Raw genomic sequence first — 18,748 nt, 5'->3', positions numbered from 1 at the left:
CGGGATCCGAAAGAGCCCGGCATGCGGCCGGGCAGGTGCCGCCGACGCTACACATTCATCAAACGACCGTCAATGATTTGTCACTCAACTTTGAACGGGAGTAGTGGGCGCGTCAGGCCTGCACGGACGTCTTGTTCAAGGGGCCGATGCCCAAGGAGGCGCAGAACCCCTCGGCCTCAGGGGCGAGCCGCTCGTGCAGGTCGAGGAAGAGGTCGTGTACGTCACGACCGACCCATCCCGCCGGCACCAGCTCCAACGGCAGGTCGGGGTCGTCGAAGGGCAGCATGCGATAGTCGTGGACGAGACGGGTGCGCTCGACCAGGGCGTCGCGCCCGCGCGGCGGGGCCGAGCCGAAACGGGCCAGCAGCGCCCGGTAGGAGTCACGCTTGGCGAGCAGGGCGCTGTGGAGCTCCTTCAGGTCCCAGCACCTGCCTGCCATGTCGATGTCGCTGGCGGCGCCCATCGACCGGCTGATCAGCAGGTCGAGCCGGGCCGAGGGCTCCTCGGCCAGTCCTTCCGCCACCTCCTGCAGCCGCTCGTGCGGAGAGACCCAGGTGGAGGGCGCCAGCGGCCCGAAACCGAGCCATCTGAGCTTCTTGCGGACCCGCTCCCGGGCCGCGCGATCGGTCTCGGGAACGTGGTAGATGACGACGCGCCACTGCCGGTCCCAGGACTCACGCTCGCGCTGGAAGATGCGCTTGCGGCCCTCGTCGAGCAGGCGCCAGCTCTTGTCGGTCAGCCGGTAGACGGTGCTCCGCCCCCGCTTCTCGGTGTCGAACCACCCCTCCTTGCGCAGCCGCGTCATCACCACCCGGGTCGTCGCCTCGGGGACGTCGAAGCCGGCCAGCAGATCGGTCAGGGTCTGCAACGGGGCCGCGCCGCCGTCATAGCGCAAGTAGTCACCGTAGAGATCGAATACGATCGACCGAGGCTTCACGCGGCTTGCCCCCACTCATCACAGCTTGAAACGTCAAACAGATTAACACTCATCAAGCTCGCGAGTGGCATACACGGAAACCCACGCCAGCCGCCTTTATGCCGACTCAACGTTCCACATATTCGACGCCCGTCGATGAATTCAGGGCACGGGCACAAGATCGGGAATATGCCGTGAGTGGCGCGTTACACCTACAGTGGTGCCGTGACGTCGGGAAACGCCGTTGTGGCGCGCAATATGCGCCTGCTCAGAGAGCAGCGGGGCATGTCGCTGGCCGAGCTGGCCAGGCAGGCGGGGCTGGCCAAACAGACCCTGTCCACGATCGAGCAGGGGGTGGGCAACCCGACGGTGGACACGCTGTTCTCCGTCGCGGACGCGCTGGGGGTGCCGGTCACCCGGCTGGTGGCCGAGCGCGAGCAGGTGATGGTGGTGCAGCGCCGTGACGAGGTGGTGTGGCAGCGGCACGGCGGTTATGAGTCCCGCTCGCTCGACCACATCTACGGCTCCGGCGTGATCGAGAACTATCTGCTGCGCATCGCGCCCGGCGACGGCCCGAGCGAGCCATCCGCTCCCCATCCGGTGGGCACGCTGGAGCACCTGTACGTCATCAGCGGCCGCGTACGGGTGGGCCCGGTCGACTCCGCGGTGGAGCTGGGCACCGGCGACTTCGTGCGCTATCCGGGCGACCGCCCCCACGTCTACGAGTCGCTGGACGGCGAGAGCGTGGTGCACGTCGTGGTCAGCGTCCCGCGTGTGCAGCCGGGCACCGGGGCCATGCGGGTGTCCCGCACCCATGGTGAGCGCGCTCTCTGAGCCGCCGGTTCCGCCCGCCGCACAGCCCGGGACGCTTCGTAGACGAGATCGACACCGTCAGGACGAGAACTCCTGCTCACGGGTCTCGGGCAGGACGAGCACGCAGACGAGGCTCACCAGGCAGAGTGTGCCCGCGTAGACGCCGAGCACCAGGGGCGAGGCCCACTGCGTGTTCAGCCAGGTGGCGACGACCGGCGCGAAGCCTCCGCCCAGGGTGTTGGCCAGGATGAAGGTGGTCGAGGCTCCGGTGTAGCGCAGCCGGGCGGGAAACAGTTCCGGCAGGAACGCGGCGATCGGCGCGAAGCTCAGCGTGAACAGCAGCAGCCCGACGGCGAGCGCAACCGTGATCAGCAGGCCGTTCCCGGTCTGCAGGGAGCCGAACATGGGCAGTGCCCACAGCACGCAGCCGATGAGACCGGCCAGCATCACCGGACGCCGGCCCATCCGGTCGGCCAGGCGGGCGAAGGGCACGGTGGCCAGGGCGCCGGCGGTCGCGGCGACGCTGGCGGCGGCGAGCATCGTGCTCTGCGGGATGCCGAGCGCTGCGGGACCGTACTGCAGGCTGTAGACGGTGGTCAGGTAGTAGACGGACGAGCCGCCGATCGCGGCGCCGACGCCGAGGACCAGCCGGCCGGGGTGCTCCTTGAGCAGCGTGCCGAGCGGGAAGCGGGCGGCGGCCTGGCGCGGCCTGGTGGCGAAGACCGGCGACTCCTCCACCCGGCTGCGCACCCAGATGCCGATGACGATGAGCACGGCGCTGAGCAGGAACGGGATGCGCCACGCCCCGGCGGCGAAGCCGTCACGTCCGGCGATGGCCAGGGTGGGCAGGATCACCGCGCTGGACAGCAGGAAGCCCAGCGGCGGACCGGCCTGCGGGATGGAGGCGTACATCGCCCGCCGCCGGGGAGGCGCGTGCTCGGCCGCGAGCAGCACCGCGCCGCCCCACTCGCCGCCCATGCTCACGCCCTGGAGCAGGCGGAGCGCCACCAGGAGCACCGGCGCCAGCAGTCCGGCGCCGGCATAGGTCGGCAGCAGGCCGACGCCGACCGTCGCCGCGCCCATCAGCAGCAGCGAGATGACCAGCGCGGGCTTGCGGCCCAGCCGGTCCCCGATGGTGCCGAACAGCACCACGCCGATGGGCCTGGCCAGGAACGCGCCGGCGAAGGTGAGGAAGGCGGCCAGGGTCTGCGCCGCCGGGGTTCCGGTCGGGAAGAAGGCGGGGCCCAGCACCAGGGCGGCGGCGGTGCCGTAGACGGCGAAGTCGTAGTACTCGATGGTGGTGCCGATGAGGCTGGCGGCGGCGACGCGCGAGACGCTGCGGCTTGGCGCGCCCGTGGCTGTCCCGGCTGGTACGGCGGTCTCGGACATGGAAGGACTCCTCCGCTGAGGACTGGGGGTACAAGAGCATGGAAGAGCCGCCGGAGCCGGAGGGCACGCTCCTGTGCCGCACAGTGGCACGTCACCGCAAGCTTGACCGGCGGTCAGGCCCTGCTTGCCGCTCGAGGACAGGGCTGCCGATCCCCTGCTGGACCTTGGAGAGCGTCAGTTATAAATGACCCCTCGTCCATCTTGACAGACGAAGATCCACTCTTGCATCCTGTCCACTGCAAGGTCCGAATCGTCACTCTTAAGTGACAAAGGGAGGTCAACCATGGGTACGGCCGCCATCCGCGATGACCGCGCTGCCATCGACAAGGCGGTCAGTCTCCTGATCTCGTTCGGCGACCAGGCCGGAACCGGGCTCGGCGTCAGCGAGCTGGCCCGCCGCGCCGAGCTGAGCAAGAGCACCGCGTTCCGCGTGCTCGGCATGCTGGAGCGCAACGGCGTCGTGGAGAAGGTCGCGGGCAAGTACCGGCTGGGTCAGCGGCTGCACGAGCTCGGCCGGCACGTCTACGTGCCCGACCACGACCGCATCCGCGACCTGCTCATCCCCTTCCTCACCGACCTGTACGAGCTGACGCGCGAGACCGTGCACCTCGCCGCCCTGCACGCCACCGACGTGGTCTACCTGTCCAAGCTCTATGGCCACCGCCAGGTCCGCTCGCCCTCGCGCATCGGCGGCCGGGTCCCCGCCCACTGCACCGCGGTCGGCAAGGTGCTGCTGGCCTACGACCATGACGCCCTGGAGCGCGTGCTCGCCTCCGACCTGCGGGCGTTCACGCCGCACACCATCACCGACCCCGGCAGGCTGGCGGCCTCGATCGCCGAGATCCGCCGCACCGGGGTCGCCTTCGACGACGAGGAGTCGACCGTCGGGCTGTGCTGCGTCGCCGTCCCCGTCATGGGCCGGGGCGGCAAGGCCGTGGCCGCGATGTCGGTTTCGGGCCCCACCGGCCGTCTGGACACCCGGGCGCAGGCGCCGGCGCTGCGGCGGGTGAGCGCCGCGGCGGCCCTGGCACTGGCGCGCGGCCACCGCCTGCGCGCCACCGCGTGACCCGATCAGCTCCCCGGCACGTGGTCGAGGTCCATGTCGGTCCTGGTCACCCAGCCGGGCTCGTGCACCAGCAGGCTGAGCTGCTCGCCGGGCAGGTCGACGTCGACGACGTGGCGGAACCCGGCGGACTCCGCCGCCGCCACCCGGCCGAGGTCGCCTTCCGGCACCGCGCACACCAGACGGCGGCAACGGGGATCGGCCGTGATCACGGCGTCGGCGATGTCCCGGAGCAGCCGGGTCATGGCCTCTCCCGTGCAGGCCGGAGAGATCATGACCTCCACGTCGTGCGCGCCCGCCGGGTACGCCTCGCGCAGGCGGCCGGTCACGCACCGCGCCAACCGGACGCCGTCGATCATCGGCAACATCTCAGCCCTCCTCGTCCGCCAGGCGGCGGATGACGACCTTGTCCAGCTTGCCGGAGGCGTTCCTGGGCACATTCTGGACGATCTTCAGTTTGCGGGGCAGCTTGTAGCGGGCAAGCTGAGCGGCGGCGTACTCGCGGACGTCGTCGAGGGTGACCCTCATCCCCTCAGCCAGGGACACCACGGCCACGACCGTCTCGCCCCACTGCTCGTCGGGGCTGCCGACGACCGCGACGTCCACGACGCCGGGCATGGCGGCCAGGGCCCGTTCGACCTCGGCCGGGTAGACGTTCTCCCCGCCGCTGATGATCATGTCTTTGAGCCGGTCGACGATGAACAGGCAGCCGTCCTCGTCCAGGTAGCCGACGTCGCCGGAGTGGAACCAGCCCTCCTCGTCGAACGCGGCCGCGGTCGCCTCGGGGTTCTCCCAGTAGCCGGGGGTGACGTTGGGGCCGCGCACCACGATCTCACCGGCTTCGCCGGGCTTGAGCGGCTGGTTGGTCATCGAGTCCACGACGCGGACCTGGGTGTAGGGCATGGCGATGCCGGCGGAGCCGAGCTTGCGCAGGGTGTGCTCGGCGGGCAGGTGGGTGGCGAACGGCGCGGTCTCGGTGAGCCCCCACGCCTGCTGCAGCAGGATGCCGTGGGAGGCGTACAGCTCGATGAGGGACGGCGGCACGGGCGCGCCCGCCACGACGATCGAGCGCAGGCGAGACAGGTCGGCGTCGAAGGCGCCGGGCACGCGGCTCAGGGCGGCGAGCATGGCGGGCACGGCGAACATCGAGTTGACCCGGTAGGTGACCAGGTCGTCGAGGAACCGGACCGGATCGAACGAGCGGCGCACCAGCACTGTGCCGCCGCGCACCAGCGTCCGCAGCACGAAGCTGTTGAGCGCGCCGATGTGGAAGAGCGGGGCGGCTGCGTGCGTCACGTCCCCTCGGCGGGTGTCGAGCATGGTGTCCACGTTGACCGAGTTCCACCAGGCGTTGCCGTAGGTCAGGACCACGCCCTTGGGCAGGCCGGTGGTGCCCGAGGTGAACATCAGGATCGCCGGGTCGTCGAAGGTCTTCGCGGCCACCGACGGGAACGGCTGGGCCGCGGCGATCAGGCCGGACCACGGTTCCCAGCCCGCGACGCCCTCGGTGGCGGGCACCTCCGGGTCGTCGTCCACCAGGAGGAAGCGGGTGAGCGAGGTCGCCGCGCGCACGTGCTCCGCGCTCGCCCGATGCCCTTCCTCGCAGACGAGCGCGGCGGCGCCGCTGCGCTGCAGCACGCTCTGCAGCTCCGGTTCGGCGAGCCGGAAGTTGACGGGGACGAAGACGGCGCCCAGCCGGAACGAGGCCAGCATCGTCAGCAGGAAGGACACGCTGTTGAGTCCCAGGTAGGCGACCCGGTCGCCGTCGCGGATGCCGCCCTCGGCGAGGACCGTCGCCAGCCGCGCCGCCTTCAGGTCGAGCTGGGTGTAGGTGAGGTCGCCGCCCGCGTAGCGGAGGACGGCGGTCTCGCCGAAGTGGCGGGCGTTGCGCGCGACCGCGGCGGCGGGGTTGACGTCGACGTTGAAGCCCGAGTTCGGGGGGTGCGGGTGAGTCATCGGTCGGCTCCTCAGAGGTGGTCGCCGCCGGCGGCGCGGGCGAACCCCCGAACCCCGATGCCGCCGTCGGCCGAGATGGCGTGTCCGGTGATGGTGCCGCTCTGCTCGCGGGCGGCGAGCAGCACGTAGGGCGCGGTGAAGTCGCGCGGGTCGGTGCTGGAGTCGTGCAGCGGGATGGGCGGGTCGCCCTGCCGCTTGGCGAAGGAGGCCGCGATCGAGCGGTCGCCCAACGCGAGCGCCTCGGGGCCGCGCAGGTCGGTGTTCATGCCGCCGCAGGCGACGCCGTTCACGCGGACCTTGGGGGCCAGCTCGTAGGCGAGCTCGCGCATGAGGCCGAGGCAGGCGTGCTTGCTGGCGGTGTAGAGCGGGCCGCCGCCGTTGACGTAGAAGGAGGAGTTGGACAGCGTCATGACGATGCTGCCGCGCGTCCTGACCAGCTCCGGCCAGGCGGCCTCGGCAGCCAGCAGGTAGCCCTTGACGTTGATGGAGAAGACCTCGTCGAAGGCGGCGTCGATCTCCTTGCCGGACAGGCGGGTGAGCTGGCGCTGGTAGTCCCACACTCCGGCATTGGCGACCAGGGTGTCGAGCTTGCCGAAGCGTTCGACGGTCTCGGCGACGGCGGCGTGCAGCGCGCCGGAGTCGCGCACGTCGGCGGTCACCCGGTGGACCCTGTCCCCTACGACCTCGTCGAGCTGCGCCGTGTCGCGGCCGAGGACGGTCACGGACGCGCCCTCGGCGAGGAAGCGCTCGGCGACGGCGCGGCCGATGCCGGAGCCGCCGCCCGTGATGAGGGCGACGTAGCCCTCCAGCCAGCCGCTCACGTCAGGAACCCGGTCACGAGGTCCTCGAACTCGCGCTGCCGCTCCAGCTGCACCCAGTGCCCGCACCGGCCGAACACGTGCAGCTGCACGTCCCGGATCTGTTTGAGCATGAGCTGCGCGCCGTCGAGGGTGATCGTGCGGTCGTCGCGCCCCCACAGCAGCAGGGTCGGCGCCTTGATCTTGTGGAGGTCCCGCCACAGCGGGTCCATGCCGCCGCGCCTGGCGAAGGCGGCGTTGTAGCGGTGGTAGAAGGCGATGTGGCTCTCGTCGAGCGAGGCCTCGTAGCGGGCCTTGACGACGTCCTCGCCGAACTGCTTGTGGTCGAAGACCATGGTGCGGATGAACGCGGCCATCTTCTTCTCACTCGGGCCGGTGCCGTTGTAGTAGCGGAACATCTCCTTCTGCCCCTCGGTCGGGGTGGGACCGGACGGCAGCCAGCCGCCGCCGGGGGCCATGAGCACGAGCTTGGCCACGCGGTCGGGGCGTTCCTGGGCCATCGCGATCGCGGCGGCGCCGCCGAGGCTGTTGCCGAGCAGGTGGAAGGTCTCGATGCCGAGGGCGTCGAGCGCCTGGAAGAGGGCGTCCACGGTGATCTCGGTGATGGACCGCTTGTCCAGGTCCTCCTCGGTGGGGCGGTAGCTGCCGCCGAAGCCGGGCTGGTCGGGCAGGACGACGCGGAAGTGGCGGGCCAGCGCGGGCAGGTTCTGGTGGTAGTTGCCGGCCCCGGAGGCGCCGGGGCCGCCGCCGTGCAGCATCACCAGCACGGGGCCCTCGCCGGTCTCGGCGACGGCGATCTCGCCGAGCGTGGTGGTCACGCTGTGGTGCTTCACAGGGGCTCCGATCAGAAGAAGGTGGAGATGTTCTTGGCCAGCAGGATGTTCTGGTCGAGCAGGATGGTCCGGCGGGCGACCTGGAGTCCGGTGGCGGTGCGGCGCAGAATGTCGGTACGGCTGCCGGCGAAGACGTTCTCCTCGCGCTCCAGGCGGTTGCGATAGACCAGGAACGCCGAGCGGACGAGCAGATCGTCGGCGGTGAAGCCGGGCTGCTCGGCGGGATCGACATGCCGCACCATCACGTTGCTGACCAGGTGCCGGGTGCGGGAGGGCGGGTCCTCGGCCCAGGCCATGCCGGAGTCGAAGCGGCGGATGCGCCAGGCCAGGCTCTCCTTGCTCTCGTCGTAGAAGGCGGCCTCGCCCCGGGCGGCGACCGACAGGGCCTGCTGGCGGCGCAGCCGGTTGGTGCGGGTGGGCATCCAGTAGTCGAGGTCGTCGGCGAGCAGATCGAGCCAGTCGGCGTAGCGGCCGGCGTCGAGGAGGTCGGCCTCCTCGTAGTAGAACTGCTCGACCTCGAAGTGGGTGTCGCGGTCCGCGCGCATGCTCACGGAAGTCATTGGATTCCTTCTCAGGGTGGAGTGGAACGGGCTGTGCCGCAGGACGGCACGTCAGCCGCGCAGCAACGAGCGCAGGTTCACGGACGGGTCTGACAGGCGTGCCGGGTCGACCGGGATCCGGCGGTCGATCATGCGCCGGGCGGCCCGTACGGCGTTGGAGTCGTCCACGGCGGCGGCGGCCACGACCAGCCCGTCGCGCAGGCCGAACACCGAGAACGCGGGTTCGTCGAAGGATCCGCGGACCACCGTCAGGCCGGCCGCCGCCATGTGGCCGACGGCCTCGACGTGGCGTCCGTGCCGGTCAGTCCAGAACCAGGGGGCGGTGGGCGCGGGAGGTGGCGCGCCGAGAATGGTGGCCGCCGCCCGTGCGCCGTCGTGCTGGGCGGCCTCCCAGTGCCCGTCGCGGCTGCGCGCGGAGTCGCCGACGGCGAGGATCGCCGGGTTCGAGGTGACCTGTCCGCCGTCCACGACGATGCCGCGATCGACCTTCAGCCCGGCCGCCTCGGCGAGCGCGGTCTCGGGCACCATGCCGACACCGAGCACCACGACGTCGAACACGCGGCGTACACCGGCGAGCGTCGCCTCGGCTCCGTCGAGCGACTCCACTCCGGCTTGGACGGTGCTGATGCCTCGGGTCGTGTGCTGCCGGTGGAGCCAGGCGGCCAGCTCGGCGCCGACCGCGGCGGCCAGGGGCGTGGCCACCGGATCGGTGAGCACGACCTCGCAGCCGAGGTCGACGGCGTTCGACGCCACCTCCGCGCCGATCAGGCCGCCGCCGACCACCAGCACCCGGACGCCTGGTCTCAGGGCGGCGCGCAGCCGGTCGGCGTCCTCGGCCGTGCGCAGCACGTGCGCGCGCTCGCCGCCCGGGATCGGCGGGCGTGCCGCTCCCCCGCCGGTGGCGAGGACCACCCGGTCGGCGGGCAGCAGGGTGCCGTCCCGCAGTTCGACGTGCCCTGAGCGCAACGCGGTCACGCGGACCCGGTTGACCAGCCGGATCGACTGCTCGTCGTACCACTGCGGCGGTCGCAGGGCGATCTGCTCGAGGTCCTTGGCCCCGGTCAGGTAGTCCTTCGACAGCGGCGGCCGGTCGTAGGGGAACTCCCCCGCGTCGACCAGCGTGAGCTCGCCGTCGAAGCCGCCCGCGCGCAGGGCCGCGGCCGTGCTGACGCCGGCGATCCCGCCGCCGGCGATCACGACTCTCATGGCGCCTGGTTCGGGAAGAGGTAGACCTCGCCGTCGCGTACCTCGACCCGGTGCGGGCAGGTGTCGCGAGTGGCGGGCAGGCCCTGGACCTCGCCGTTCTTCAGGCAGAACCGGCTGGCGTGCAGCGGGCACTCGACGTAGCCGTCCTCGACCCAGCCGTCGGCCAGAGAGGCGTCCTCGTGGGTGCAGGTGTCGTCCAGTGCCCACACGCTGCCGTCGGTGTCGCGCAGCAGCGCCACGTTGTCGTCGGTGCCGGTGATCGCCTTGTCGATGGCGATGCCCTCGCCCTCGGGAATGTCGTCCAGCGCGGCGACGCGGATTCCGTTGTTGATTGGGCTCCCTCCGCTCGCCTGGCTCTGGTGCTCAGGAACGCTCGTTCCTCCCGTTCCTTGTGCTCCTCGCATCACTTGTCGTCCTCCTCGTGCCAGGCAGGGGTGGTCATGAGTTCGCGCCAGCGCGCGTAGAAGGCCCGGCCGGCGGCGTCGCTGTACAGCTCGCTTGTGGTGCCGGGGTGGCGGCCGTCGTCGCGTTCGGAGCCGAGGCCCATCTGGTAGTTGAGCGGCACGCTGTTGGTGACGAAGCCGTGCGAGACGGCCTGGACCTCGCTCCAGTTCTCGCCGTCGTCCTGCTCGAAGATGCCGCTCGGGCCGAACGTGCGCAGGTTGTACAGCCGCTGGGCCTCGCGCACCTCGGGCGGCATGGACTTGTCGACGATCGTCCAGGCCCACACCTCCATCCGATCCGGGCCCTTGGGGTGCCAGATCCGGATGGAGCCGTTGACCGGCAGGTAGGAGAAGTTCGGGAAGACGGTGGCGTGGCCGTTGGTGAGCGGGCCCTCGACGCGGGCGTCGCCGAGACGTTCGCGCAGCGCCGCGTAGTCCGTCCACTGGTGGACGGTTCTGGCGTCGAAACGGTTCTTGGGGTGCACGGGGAATCCGGCGCCGTGGCCGTCGGGGCTGGCGTACTGGCGGCCGGTGCGGTGCACGATCTCGTCCTTGGGGCCCTTGCCGGTGGGCGAGAGCACCATGAGCGCCGAGGCGTGGCTCATGTTGACGTGGTACCAGTCGGTGGCGAACTGCTCGGCGGCCAGTTTCCAGTTGCCCTCCAGCACCCACTTGTGCACGCCGCCCACCACGACCGTGCCCTGGTCGTCGTGATCGAGCATCGCGTCCATGTACCAGGCCATGTCGCCCAGCGACTCGCGCAGCGGCACGGGGTCCGGGTTCCAGGTGCCGAAGATCAGGCCGCGGTAGCTGTCGACGTTGGGCACCTCGACCAGGCCCCACTCCCCCGTGTCGAACGACTCCGGGTAGCCCGCCTTGTTCGGGACGCTGACGAGCTTGCCTTCCAGGTCGTAGGACCAGCCGTGGTAGGTGCAGGTGAAGTTGCGGGTGGCGCCGTAGTCGGCGCGGCAGACGCGGGCGCCGCGGTGCCGGCAGGAGTTCAGGTACGCGCGCACGCGGCGGTTGCGGTCCAGCGTGACGATGACCGGGTCCTCGCCCATGTACGTGGTGAAGAAGTCGCCGGGCTTGTGGAACTGGTCGGCGTGCGCCAGGAACAGCCAACTCGGCGCGAACACGCGGCGCAGTTCCTGCCGGTAGATCTGCTGGTCGGTGAAGATGGCGCGATCCACCAGCCCGCCCTCGGCGTCGACGAGGCCGGAGACGTCGATGGTCGGCGCCAGCTCGGCCGGGCGCCGCAAGGCCCCACGCGGGGGTTCGATGGTCATGCGCCCAGGTAACAGCCACGGACACACCGGCTTCCAACGGTCGTTCCGCACGGCGGCACACGAGCTGTCCGAGATCAGCGTCCATCGGCCAGCGTTGGAGCATGCTTGCCGCCACCGCCGTCTCTCAGAGCGCGACCGATCCCCTGTCCGGTCTCGTCCTGGGCGACGTCCCCAAGCCCGAGCGCCGGCCCGGCTGGTCGACCGTCCGGGTCGTCTCGTCCTCCCTCAACATGCACGATCTGTGGACGCTGCGCGGCGTCGGCCACCCGCCCGAGCGGCTGCCGATCATCCTCGGCTGCGACGCCGCCGGCTACGACGAGGACGGCAACGAGGTCATCGTGCACCCCGTCATCGCCGACCCCGACGCCGGGCGGGGCGACGAGACCCTCGACCCGAACCGGGCCCTGCTGTCCGAGCAGCACGACGGCGCCTTCGCCGAGTACCTGACCGTCCCGACCCGCAACCTGATCCCCAAACCGTCGTGGTTGTCCTTCGACGAGGCCGCCTGCCTGCCGGTCGCCTGGACGACCGCGTACCGGATGTTGTTCACCCAGGCGCGGATCAAGGCCGGGGACCGGGTGCTGGTGCAGGGCGCGGGCGGCGGCGTCGCCTCGGCCGCGATCAAGCTGGCGCTGGCCGCGGGCGCCGTGGTGTACGCCACCAGCCGCAGCGAGGACAAGCGAGCCCAGGCGCTCTCCTGGGGCGCGCGGGCCGCCGTGGCGCCCGGCGAGCGGCTGCCCGAACGCGTGGACGTCGTCATCGAGACCGTCGGCGAGGCCACCTGGTCGCACTCCCTGAGGTCGCTGCGCCCCGGCGGCACCGTCGTCATCGCCGGCGCGACCAGCGGCGCCAACCCGCCCGCCGACCTCGGCCGGGTCTTCTACCTGCAGCAGCGCATCCTCGGCTCCACCGGCTGCACCCGCGGCGAACTGGTCGCGCTGCTCAACATGATGGACGCCACGGGCCTGCGCCCGGTGATCGACCGCACGCTCCCGCTGGACGAGATCCACAAGGGTTTCCAGCTCATGATCGACGGACGGCTCACCGGCAAGCTCGTCATTAAGGAGATCACCTCATGACCGCCGCCGCCGTCGGCCTGTCCCATTCCCCGCTCATCGGCAAGAACGACCCCGCGCCCGGCGTCGTCGCGGCCGTGGACGCCGCCGTGGACGAGGCCCGCGCGTTCGTCCGCGCCTTCGACCCCGACCTGGTGGTGCTGTACGCGCCCGACCACTACAACGGCTTCTTCTACAAGGAGATGCCGCCGTTCTGCCTCGCGACGGAGGCCAACGCGGTCGGCGACTTCGGCTCGGCCGCCGGGCCGCTGTCGGTGGACACCGAGGCCGCCCGCGCCATCGCCCTCGGCGTTCTGGAACGGGGCGTCGATCTGACGATCTCGGCGCGGATGACCGTGGACCACGGGTTCGTGCAGCCGCTGGAGGTGCTGTTCGGCGGCATCGACCGGGTCCCCGTCGTACCGGTCTTCGTCAACGGGGTGGCCACGCCGCTGGGGCCGGTCAGCCGGATCCGCGCGCTCGGCACCGCGATCGGTGCGGCCGCCGCCGAACTGGACCGGCGGGTGCTGTTCCTGGGCTCAGGCGGGCTCTCCCACGATCCGCCCGTACCGGTGCTGGACGGCGCGCCGCCCCGCGTCGCCGACGCCCTCATCGAGGGCCACCCGCCCACCGCCGAGCAACGTCTGCGTGGCGAGCAGCGGGTGGTCCAGGCCGGTCGCGACTACGCCGCCGGCTCGACCGCGATGATCCCCATCAACCCGACCTGGGACAACCTGGTCCTGGACACCCTCGCCGGCGGCCGGCTGGAGGACGTGGACGGCTGGAGCGTGGCGTGGATGGGCGCCGAGGGCGGCGGCTCCGCACACGAGGTGCGTACCTGGATCGCCGCGTTCGCCTCACTCGCCGCCACCGGCGAGTACCGGATGACCTCCCGCTTCTACCAGGCTATCCCCGAGTGGATCGCGGGCTTCGCCGTCGCCACCGCATTGCCGGAGGACGCGCGATGACCGCCATCGACCAGGCCGTGGACCGGCTGGCGGACGCGGCTCTCACCGGCAGGCCGTGCCGGCCGGTCCGCGACCTCATCACCGACGTCGCCGACGCCTACGAGGTGCAGCGCCACCTCAACGCCCGCCGCACCGCCCCCGTGACGGGCCGGAAGATCGGCCTCACCTCCCCCGCCGTTCAGCAGCAGCTCGGCGTGGACCAGCCCGACTTCGGCGTGCTCTTCGCCGACATGGAGGTCTCCAGGGTCGCCCCCGTCGAGCGGCTTCTCCAACCCAAGGTCGAGGCCGAGATCGCCTTCGTGCTCGCCGCCGACCTGGCCGGCGACCTCGATCCGGCCACGGTGCGGGCGGCGGTGCGGCACGCGGTGCCCGCCCTGGAGATCGTGGACAGCCGCATCGCCGGCTGGGACATCACGATCACCGACACCGTCGCCGACAACGCCTCCAGCGGCCTGTACGTGCTCGGGTCGCAACGGCTGCCGCTGACCGCGTTCGAGCCGGTCGAAGCCACGATGCGGATGTACGCGGGCGACGCGCCCGTCTCCCAGGGCACCGGGGCCGCCTGCCTCGGCGACCCCCTCAACGCCCTGCTCTGGCTGGCCCGCACCGCCCGCGACTTCGGCGACCCACTGCGCGCGGGACAGGTGATCCTGTCCGGCGCCCTGGGACCGATGGTCCCCGTCTCCCCCGGCGTCACCGTAAGGGCTGAAATTTCTGGACTCGGCACGGTGGCTGTGACCTTCGAGGACGATCCTTCATGAACAACACCAAAGTGGCTGTGATCGGCTCCGGCAACATCGGCACCGACCTGATGATCAAAGTGCTCCGGCTCTCCGCCACCCTGGAGATGGGCGCCATGGCCGGCATAGACCCGTCCTCGGACGGCCTCGCCCGCGCCCGCCGTCTCAAGGTGCCCACCACCCACGAGGGTGTGGACGGCCTGATCGCCATGGACGGCTTCGCCGACATCGACATCGTCTTCGACGCCACCTCCGCCAAGGCCCACATCGCCAACGCCGCCAAACTGGAGCCGTACGGCAAGACCCTCATCGACCTCACTCCCGCCGCCATCGGCCCGTTCGTCGTCCCCCCGGTCAACCTCGAGACCCACCTCGGCGCGAACAACCTCAACATGGTCACCTGCGGCGGCCAGGCCACCATCCCCGTCGTGCACGCCGTCTCCCGCGTCACCCCTGTCGCGTACGCCGAGATCGTCGCCTCCATCGCCTCGAAGTCGGCCGGTCCCGGCACCCGTGCCAACATCGACGAGTTCACCGAGACCACCTCCGCCGCCATCGAGAGCGTCGGCGGCGCCGCCCGTGGCAAGGCGATCATCATCCTCAACCCCGCGGACCCGCCGCTCATCATGCGCGACACCGTCTTCTGCCTGACCGGCGACGCCGGCCACGACGCCATCAGGGCCTCTGTCCACGAGATGGTCGCCGAGGTCGCCAAGTACGTCCCCGGCTACCGCCTCAAGCAGGACGTGCAGTTCACCCCGATCGACGAGCCGGTCACCACGCTCACCCCCGAGCCGGTCACCACCCGCGTGTCGGTGTTCCTGGAGGTGGAGGGCGCCGCCCACTACCTGCCCGCCTACGCCGGCAACCTCGACATCATGACCTCGGCCGCCCTGCGCGTCGCCGAACGCATCGCGATCGCAGGAGCCACCGCATGAACCTTTACATCCAGGACGTCACCCTCCGGGACGGCATGCACGCCGTACGGCACCGCATCTCACCCACGGACGTCGGCCGCATCGTCACCGCCCTCGACGCCGCCGGCGTGGACGCCATCGAGGTCGCCCACGGCGACGGCCTGGCCGGCGCGTCGGTCAACTACGGCCCCGGCAGCCACACCGACTGGGAATGGATCGAGGCCGCCGCAGCCAACATCAAACAGGCCAAACTGACCACTCTGCTGCTGCCCGGCATCGGCACCATCGCCGAACTCAAGCACGCCTACTCCCTCGGCGTCCGCTCCATCCGCATCGCCACCCACTGCACCGAGGCCGACGTCGCCGCCCAGCACATCGCCACCGCCCGCGAGATCGGCATGGACGTGGCCGGCTTCCTCATGCTCAGTCACATGGCGCCCCCAGCCGAACTCGCGCGCCAGGCCAAACTCATGGAGTCCTACGGCGCCCACTGCGTCTACGTCACCGACTCCGGCGGCCGCCTCACCATGGACGGCGTGCGCGACCGCGTGCGCGCCTACCGCGACGTCCTCGACACCGGCACCCAACTCGGCATCCACGCCCACCAGAACCTCTCCCTCGCCGTGGCCAACTCCGTCGTCGCCGTCGAAGAAGGCGTCACCCGCGTGGACGCCTCCCTGGCCGGGCACGGCGCAGGGGCGGGCAACTGCCCCATCGAGCCGTTCATCGCCGTGGCCAACCTCAACGGGTGGAAGCACGGCTGCGACCTGTTCGCCCTGCAGGACGCCGCCGACGACATCGTCCGCCCGCTCCAGGACCGCCCGGTCCAGGTCGACCGCGAAACCCTCACCCTCGGCTACGCCGGCGCCTACTCCAGCTTCCTGCGCCACGCCGAAGCCGCCTCCCGCCAGTACGGCATCGACGTGCGCACCATCCTGCTGGAAGTGGGCAGACGCCGCCTTGTCGGCGGCCAGGAGGACATGATCGTCGACATCGCCCTCGACCTGCTCGGCAAGTGAGGGCGGCAAAGGACCCGATGGCAGTGACGTGAATCACCGCCCCCGACGCCTCATCCTTGTCACACGAGCCCGCCCGATTCCGTCTTGTGAGTAGGCAAGGTTAGGGGGCTCAAATGCGTTCGTTGTTGGCCAAGCGCCGCTCGATTCAGTTCTCTCACTGGTCGTTCATGTTCGCGGAAATCGCCGTCTGGTCGTTCGCCGTTCTGGCGGTGACCGGGGCGGTGCTGATGGTGTTCTACGACCCCAGCATGTCGCAGGTGGCCTATGACGGCTCCTACGGCCCGCTGCGCGGACTCTTCGTCAGCAAGGCGTTCGACTCGACCATGCATCTGAGCCTGGAGGTGCGCGGCGGCCTGCTCATCCGCCAGATGCACCACTGGGCGGCGCTCGTCTTCGTGGCGGCCGTCGTGCTGCAGTTGCTGCGCATGTTCCTCACCGGCGCGTTCCGTCGCCCGCGCACCGGGCAGTGGCTGATCTGGGTGACGCTGCTGGCGCTGGGCATGGCCGCGGGCGAGACCGGCAACGCCCTGCCTGACGACATGCTGTCGGGAGGCAGCCTGTGGCTGATCATGTCGGTTGTGCAGTCCATCCCCGTGGTGGGAACCTGGGCGCTGTCGCTGCTGTTCGGCCCGGACTTTCCCGGCGACAGGGTCATTCCGGTCATGTACGGGGGGCACCTCTTGGTCGCGGTCGTCATGGCCGCGCTGCTGATCGCCCGTGAACTGCTGGTACGGCGGCACGGCCACTCCCGGTTCGTCGCCTCGGTGTCGGCGCGGCGGAGCGCACGCCCGATGATGGCGGTCGCGACGATCGGCATGCTGATCATTCTCGGGTTCGGGTTCCAGATTGCCCCTATATGGCTGTACGGCCCCGCCATGCCGACGCAGATCTCGGCGGGCTCGGTTCCCGACTGGTACATGGGGTTCCTCGACGGCGCACTCCGGATCATGCCCGCGTGGGAACTCACCATCGGGGACTACACGCTCAGCCTCGCGGTCCTCGTCCCCACGCTGGTGATACCCGGCGTCTTCTTCACCGCCCTGGCCGTCTACCCGATGGCCGAGCGCTTCCTCCTCTCGCGACGCAGCCGCCGCGACGCGCTGGGCAGGCCCAAGGCCACGAGCCGCATGGCTCGCGAGACGTTCGCGCGTGACCTGCTCGACCGGCCCCGCGAGACACCGGTGAAGACGGCCATCGCGGTCGCCGGCGTGACGTTCTACGGCCTGCTGTGGGCAGCCGCGGCCAACGACCAGATCGCCCACCAGTTCCACCTCACCGTCGACTCTGTGACGATCTTCTTCAGGTTCGCCGTGGTCATCGGCCCCGTCATCGCCTTCATCGTCACCCGGTGGATCTGCCTCGCACTTCAGCAGACGGATCACCACGCGGCCGAGCACGGAGTGGAGACCGGGATCATCACGCGTTCCCCGGACGGCGGATTCCACGAACAGCTGGCGCCGGCGCAGCAAGAGCGCCGGGAGCCGGCGATCAGCTCAGGGAGATGACAGCGGCACCGAACAGAACACAGGTGTTGTGATCGTCGGGGCGGGCGGTGCCGGACACCAGGCGCCGCCCGCCCCGCTCGTCGCGCTACCGCGGCTCTCTGTCGACAACCTGGTAAGGTGCCCAGATTCCACCGCTTGGAGAGTATGGCAGCGCTCGAGGGAGAGGGGCCAGGCGACGATGCAGGCGTCAGATGTCACGCGTGCGGTGGCCGCGGCCATGTCGACCGCCTCATCACTTGGCCTGACAGCCGACGACGCGATCGTTCTTCATGACTCGAACAAGCTCACTCTGCGTCTGCTGCCTTGTGACGTCCTGGCCCGGGTGGCACCTGTAGCGCATCAGGTCGCGCGGTTCGAAATCGAGCTCGCTCAGCGGCTCGCCGAATCCGGGTGCCCGGTGGCTGCTCTCGAGCCTCGAGTGGAGCCACGCGTCTATGAGCGTGATGGCTTCGTGATCACGCTGTGGACCTACTACGAACCCGTGACACCGCAAGTGGTCTCACCAGCCGACTACGCCGACGCGCTCGAGCGGCTCCATGCCGGCATGCGCAAGCTCGATGTCCCGGCGCCGCACTTCACGGATCGAGTCGAGCAGGCTCAACAACTCGTGGCGAGCCGCGATCGCACTCCGGCACTCGCCGACGCGGACCGGGAGCTGCTCGGCGACACGTTACGAAGCCTGAGACGAGTGATCGGCGAGCGCGGCGGCGCCGAGCAGCTGCTGCACGGCGAGCCGCACCCGGGCAACGTGCTCACCACGAAGAACGGGCTGCTGTTCATAGATCTCGAGACGTGTTGCCGCGGGCCTGTCGAATTCGACCTCGCCCATGCGCCCGAAGACGTCGGCGAGCACTACCCGGGTGTCGATCAAGCCTTGCTGCGCGAGTGCCGGATCCTCGTGCTGGCGGTGATCACAACGTGGCGCTGGGATCGAGGCGACCAACTCCCGAACGGGCGCCGGCTGGGCACGGAGTGGCTCAGCCAGATCCGAGCAGCGCTCGATCGCAAGGGGCTTCCTGGTCGAGGGCAGTAGGCGTGGTGCGCGAGGGGTTGGTGGGTCCAGGAGTTGGCGAACCTCGTCAACACACCACGTCACCTGGATGCGTTGACGATTGACATTGGAAGCGCGGGATCCTCACACTCAGCAGCGGGGTGACGTTCGGTTCGGGCAGGCCCATTTGCTCGCGCAGTTCCTGGTTCTCCAGGGTGAGCTGGTGGACAGCCCGGCCCAGCGCGGGCAGGCCCGGAGCTTGCGGGCGCG

19 protein-coding genes are annotated in these 18,748 nt (G+C 70.4%); 9 read left to right on the top strand and 10 right to left on the bottom strand.

All coding sequences use genetic code 11. From position 1 onward, the window contains the following. Window positions 1-112 precede the first annotated feature (112 nt). Window positions 113-937: a PaaX family transcriptional regulator C-terminal domain-containing protein gene (locus ACIBVN_RS18225; RefSeq protein WP_397137678.1), complete on the bottom strand. Its 825-nt coding sequence runs from the start codon at window positions 935-937 to the stop codon at window positions 113-115. Between the two features lie 204 nt (window positions 938-1,141). On the opposite strand from ACIBVN_RS18225, the gene ACIBVN_RS18220 reads away from it, so the two are divergent. Beyond that, entirely contained in the window at window positions 1,142-1,750 is a 609-nt protein-coding gene (locus ACIBVN_RS18220) for a helix-turn-helix domain-containing protein (protein ID WP_397137676.1), read from the top strand. 57 nt (window positions 1,751-1,807) lie between these two features. Here the strand turns inward: ACIBVN_RS18220 and ACIBVN_RS18215 are convergent, their stop codons facing one another. Continuing rightward, the gene (locus tag ACIBVN_RS18215; RefSeq protein ID WP_397137674.1) at window positions 1,808-3,118 is read right to left on the bottom strand and encodes an MFS transporter; all 1,311 of its coding nucleotides are present in this window, start codon (window positions 3,116-3,118) and stop codon (window positions 1,808-1,810) included. A 283-nt stretch (window positions 3,119-3,401) separates the two neighbouring features. On the opposite strand from ACIBVN_RS18215, the gene ACIBVN_RS18210 reads away from it, so the two are divergent. Continuing rightward, complete coding sequence (locus ACIBVN_RS18210) at window positions 3,402-4,184, top strand: IclR family transcriptional regulator (RefSeq protein WP_397137672.1); 783 nt, start codon at window positions 3,402-3,404, stop codon at window positions 4,182-4,184. A 5-nt stretch (window positions 4,185-4,189) separates the two neighbouring features. Here the strand turns inward: ACIBVN_RS18210 and ACIBVN_RS18205 are convergent, their stop codons facing one another. From ACIBVN_RS18205 to ACIBVN_RS18170, 8 genes are all read right to left on the bottom strand, one after another. After that, the gene (locus ACIBVN_RS18205) at window positions 4,190-4,549 is read right to left on the bottom strand and encodes a hypothetical protein (RefSeq protein WP_397137670.1); all 360 of its coding nucleotides are present in this window, start codon (window positions 4,547-4,549) and stop codon (window positions 4,190-4,192) included. 1 nt (window position 4,550) lies between these two features. Beyond that, window positions 4,551-6,137, bottom strand: coding sequence for a long-chain fatty acid--CoA ligase (locus tag ACIBVN_RS18200; protein ID WP_397137668.1), 1,587 nt, complete (start codon window positions 6,135-6,137; stop codon window positions 4,551-4,553). Window positions 6,138-6,148: 11 nt separating this feature from the next. Continuing rightward, on the bottom strand, window positions 6,149-6,958 hold the full coding sequence (hcaB, locus tag ACIBVN_RS18195; RefSeq protein ID WP_397137666.1) for a 3-(cis-5,6-dihydroxycyclohexa-1,3-dien-1-yl)propanoate dehydrogenase: 810 nt from the start codon (window positions 6,956-6,958) through the stop codon (window positions 6,149-6,151). After that, window positions 6,955-7,788, bottom strand: a complete 834-nt coding sequence (locus ACIBVN_RS18190) for an alpha/beta fold hydrolase (RefSeq protein WP_397137664.1) — start codon at window positions 7,786-7,788, stop codon at window positions 6,955-6,957. The genes hcaB and ACIBVN_RS18190 overlap by 4 nt, the downstream gene beginning before the upstream one ends. An 11-nt stretch (window positions 7,789-7,799) precedes the next feature. Beyond that, a complete protein-coding gene (locus ACIBVN_RS18185) occupies window positions 7,800-8,333 on the bottom strand; it encodes a 3-phenylpropionate/cinnamic acid dioxygenase subunit beta (RefSeq protein ID WP_397137848.1) in 534 nt (177 codons plus the stop codon). A 66-nt stretch (window positions 8,334-8,399) separates the two neighbouring features. Beyond that, a complete protein-coding gene (locus ACIBVN_RS18180) occupies window positions 8,400-9,554 on the bottom strand; it encodes an NAD(P)/FAD-dependent oxidoreductase (protein WP_397137662.1) in 1,155 nt (384 codons plus the stop codon). Next, on the bottom strand, window positions 9,551-9,958 hold the full coding sequence (locus ACIBVN_RS18175; RefSeq protein ID WP_397137660.1) for a non-heme iron oxygenase ferredoxin subunit: 408 nt from the start codon (window positions 9,956-9,958) through the stop codon (window positions 9,551-9,553). Before ACIBVN_RS18175 ends, ACIBVN_RS18180 begins: the two co-directional genes overlap by 4 nt. Further along, window positions 9,958-11,283, bottom strand: a complete 1,326-nt coding sequence (locus ACIBVN_RS18170) for an aromatic ring-hydroxylating dioxygenase subunit alpha (protein ID WP_397137658.1) — start codon at window positions 11,281-11,283, stop codon at window positions 9,958-9,960. The genes ACIBVN_RS18175 and ACIBVN_RS18170 overlap by 1 nt, the downstream gene beginning before the upstream one ends. Window positions 11,284-11,384: 101 nt before the next feature. Between ACIBVN_RS18170 and ACIBVN_RS18165 the strand changes: the two genes are divergently transcribed. The 7 genes from ACIBVN_RS18165 (at window position 11,385) to ACIBVN_RS18135 (ending at window position 18,520) form a co-directional block, all read left to right on the top strand. Beyond that, window positions 11,385-12,362: a zinc-binding dehydrogenase gene (locus ACIBVN_RS18165; RefSeq protein WP_397137656.1), complete on the top strand. Its 978-nt coding sequence runs from the start codon at window positions 11,385-11,387 to the stop codon at window positions 12,360-12,362. Next, entirely contained in the window at window positions 12,359-13,306 is a 948-nt protein-coding gene (locus ACIBVN_RS18160; RefSeq protein WP_397137654.1) for a 3-carboxyethylcatechol 2,3-dioxygenase, read from the top strand. The genes ACIBVN_RS18165 and ACIBVN_RS18160 overlap by 4 nt, the downstream gene beginning before the upstream one ends. Beyond that, complete coding sequence (locus tag ACIBVN_RS18155; protein ID WP_397137652.1) at window positions 13,303-14,067, top strand: 2-keto-4-pentenoate hydratase; 765 nt, start codon at window positions 13,303-13,305, stop codon at window positions 14,065-14,067. Before ACIBVN_RS18160 ends, ACIBVN_RS18155 begins: the two co-directional genes overlap by 4 nt. Then, entirely contained in the window at window positions 14,064-14,984 is a 921-nt protein-coding gene (locus tag ACIBVN_RS18150; protein WP_397137650.1) for an acetaldehyde dehydrogenase (acetylating), read from the top strand. Before ACIBVN_RS18155 ends, ACIBVN_RS18150 begins: the two co-directional genes overlap by 4 nt. Next, on the top strand, window positions 14,981-15,982 hold the full coding sequence (gene dmpG / locus ACIBVN_RS18145; protein WP_397137648.1) for a 4-hydroxy-2-oxovalerate aldolase: 1,002 nt from the start codon (window positions 14,981-14,983) through the stop codon (window positions 15,980-15,982). Before ACIBVN_RS18150 ends, dmpG begins: the two co-directional genes overlap by 4 nt. Window positions 15,983-16,095: 113 nt before the next feature. Further along, window positions 16,096-17,487, top strand: a complete 1,392-nt coding sequence (locus tag ACIBVN_RS18140) for a cytochrome bc complex cytochrome b subunit (protein ID WP_397137646.1) — start codon at window positions 16,096-16,098, stop codon at window positions 17,485-17,487. 178 nt (window positions 17,488-17,665) lie between these two features. Continuing rightward, window positions 17,666-18,520: a phosphotransferase enzyme family protein gene (locus ACIBVN_RS18135; protein ID WP_397137644.1), complete on the top strand. Its 855-nt coding sequence runs from the start codon at window positions 17,666-17,668 to the stop codon at window positions 18,518-18,520. Window positions 18,521-18,748 lie beyond the last annotated feature (228 nt).

Source organism: Nonomuraea sp. NPDC049400, assembly GCF_044466425.1.
Classification (GTDB): Bacteria; Actinomycetota; Actinomycetes; order Streptosporangiales; family Streptosporangiaceae; genus Nonomuraea.
Note: the sequence above shows the minus strand (reverse complement) of the source record. Positions and strands in the feature narration are given on the sequence as shown.

Coding starts and splice junctions, on each gene's coding strand:
- ACIBVN_RS18210 (WP_397137672.1), top strand. CDS start 3,402: ATGGGTACGGCCGCCATCCGCGATGACCGCGCTGCCATCGACAAGGCG.
- ACIBVN_RS18180 (WP_397137662.1), bottom strand. CDS start 9,554: ATGAGAGTCGTGATCGCCGGCGGCGGGATCGCCGGCGTCAGCACGGCC.
- ACIBVN_RS18160 (WP_397137654.1), top strand. CDS start 12,359: ATGACCGCCGCCGCCGTCGGCCTGTCCCATTCCCCGCTCATCGGCAAG.
- ACIBVN_RS18205 (WP_397137670.1), bottom strand. CDS start 4,549: ATGTTGCCGATGATCGACGGCGTCCGGTTGGCGCGGTGCGTGACCGGC.
- ACIBVN_RS18165 (WP_397137656.1), top strand. CDS start 11,385: ATGCTTGCCGCCACCGCCGTCTCTCAGAGCGCGACCGATCCCCTGTCC.
- ACIBVN_RS18170 (WP_397137658.1), bottom strand. CDS start 11,283: ATGACCATCGAACCCCCGCGTGGGGCCTTGCGGCGCCCGGCCGAGCTG.
- ACIBVN_RS18135 (WP_397137644.1), top strand. CDS start 17,666: ATGCAGGCGTCAGATGTCACGCGTGCGGTGGCCGCGGCCATGTCGACC.
- dmpG (WP_397137648.1), top strand. CDS start 14,981: ATGAACCTTTACATCCAGGACGTCACCCTCCGGGACGGCATGCACGCC.
- ACIBVN_RS18150 (WP_397137650.1), top strand. CDS start 14,064: ATGAACAACACCAAAGTGGCTGTGATCGGCTCCGGCAACATCGGCACC.
- ACIBVN_RS18200 (WP_397137668.1), bottom strand. CDS start 6,137: ATGACTCACCCGCACCCCCCGAACTCGGGCTTCAACGTCGACGTCAAC.
- ACIBVN_RS18140 (WP_397137646.1), top strand. CDS start 16,096: ATGCGTTCGTTGTTGGCCAAGCGCCGCTCGATTCAGTTCTCTCACTGG.
- ACIBVN_RS18215 (WP_397137674.1), bottom strand. CDS start 3,118: ATGTCCGAGACCGCCGTACCAGCCGGGACAGCCACGGGCGCGCCAAGC.
- ACIBVN_RS18175 (WP_397137660.1), bottom strand. CDS start 9,958: ATGCGAGGAGCACAAGGAACGGGAGGAACGAGCGTTCCTGAGCACCAG.
- ACIBVN_RS18185 (WP_397137848.1), bottom strand. CDS start 8,333: ATGCGCGCGGACCGCGACACCCACTTCGAGGTCGAGCAGTTCTACTAC.
- ACIBVN_RS18155 (WP_397137652.1), top strand. CDS start 13,303: ATGACCGCCATCGACCAGGCCGTGGACCGGCTGGCGGACGCGGCTCTC.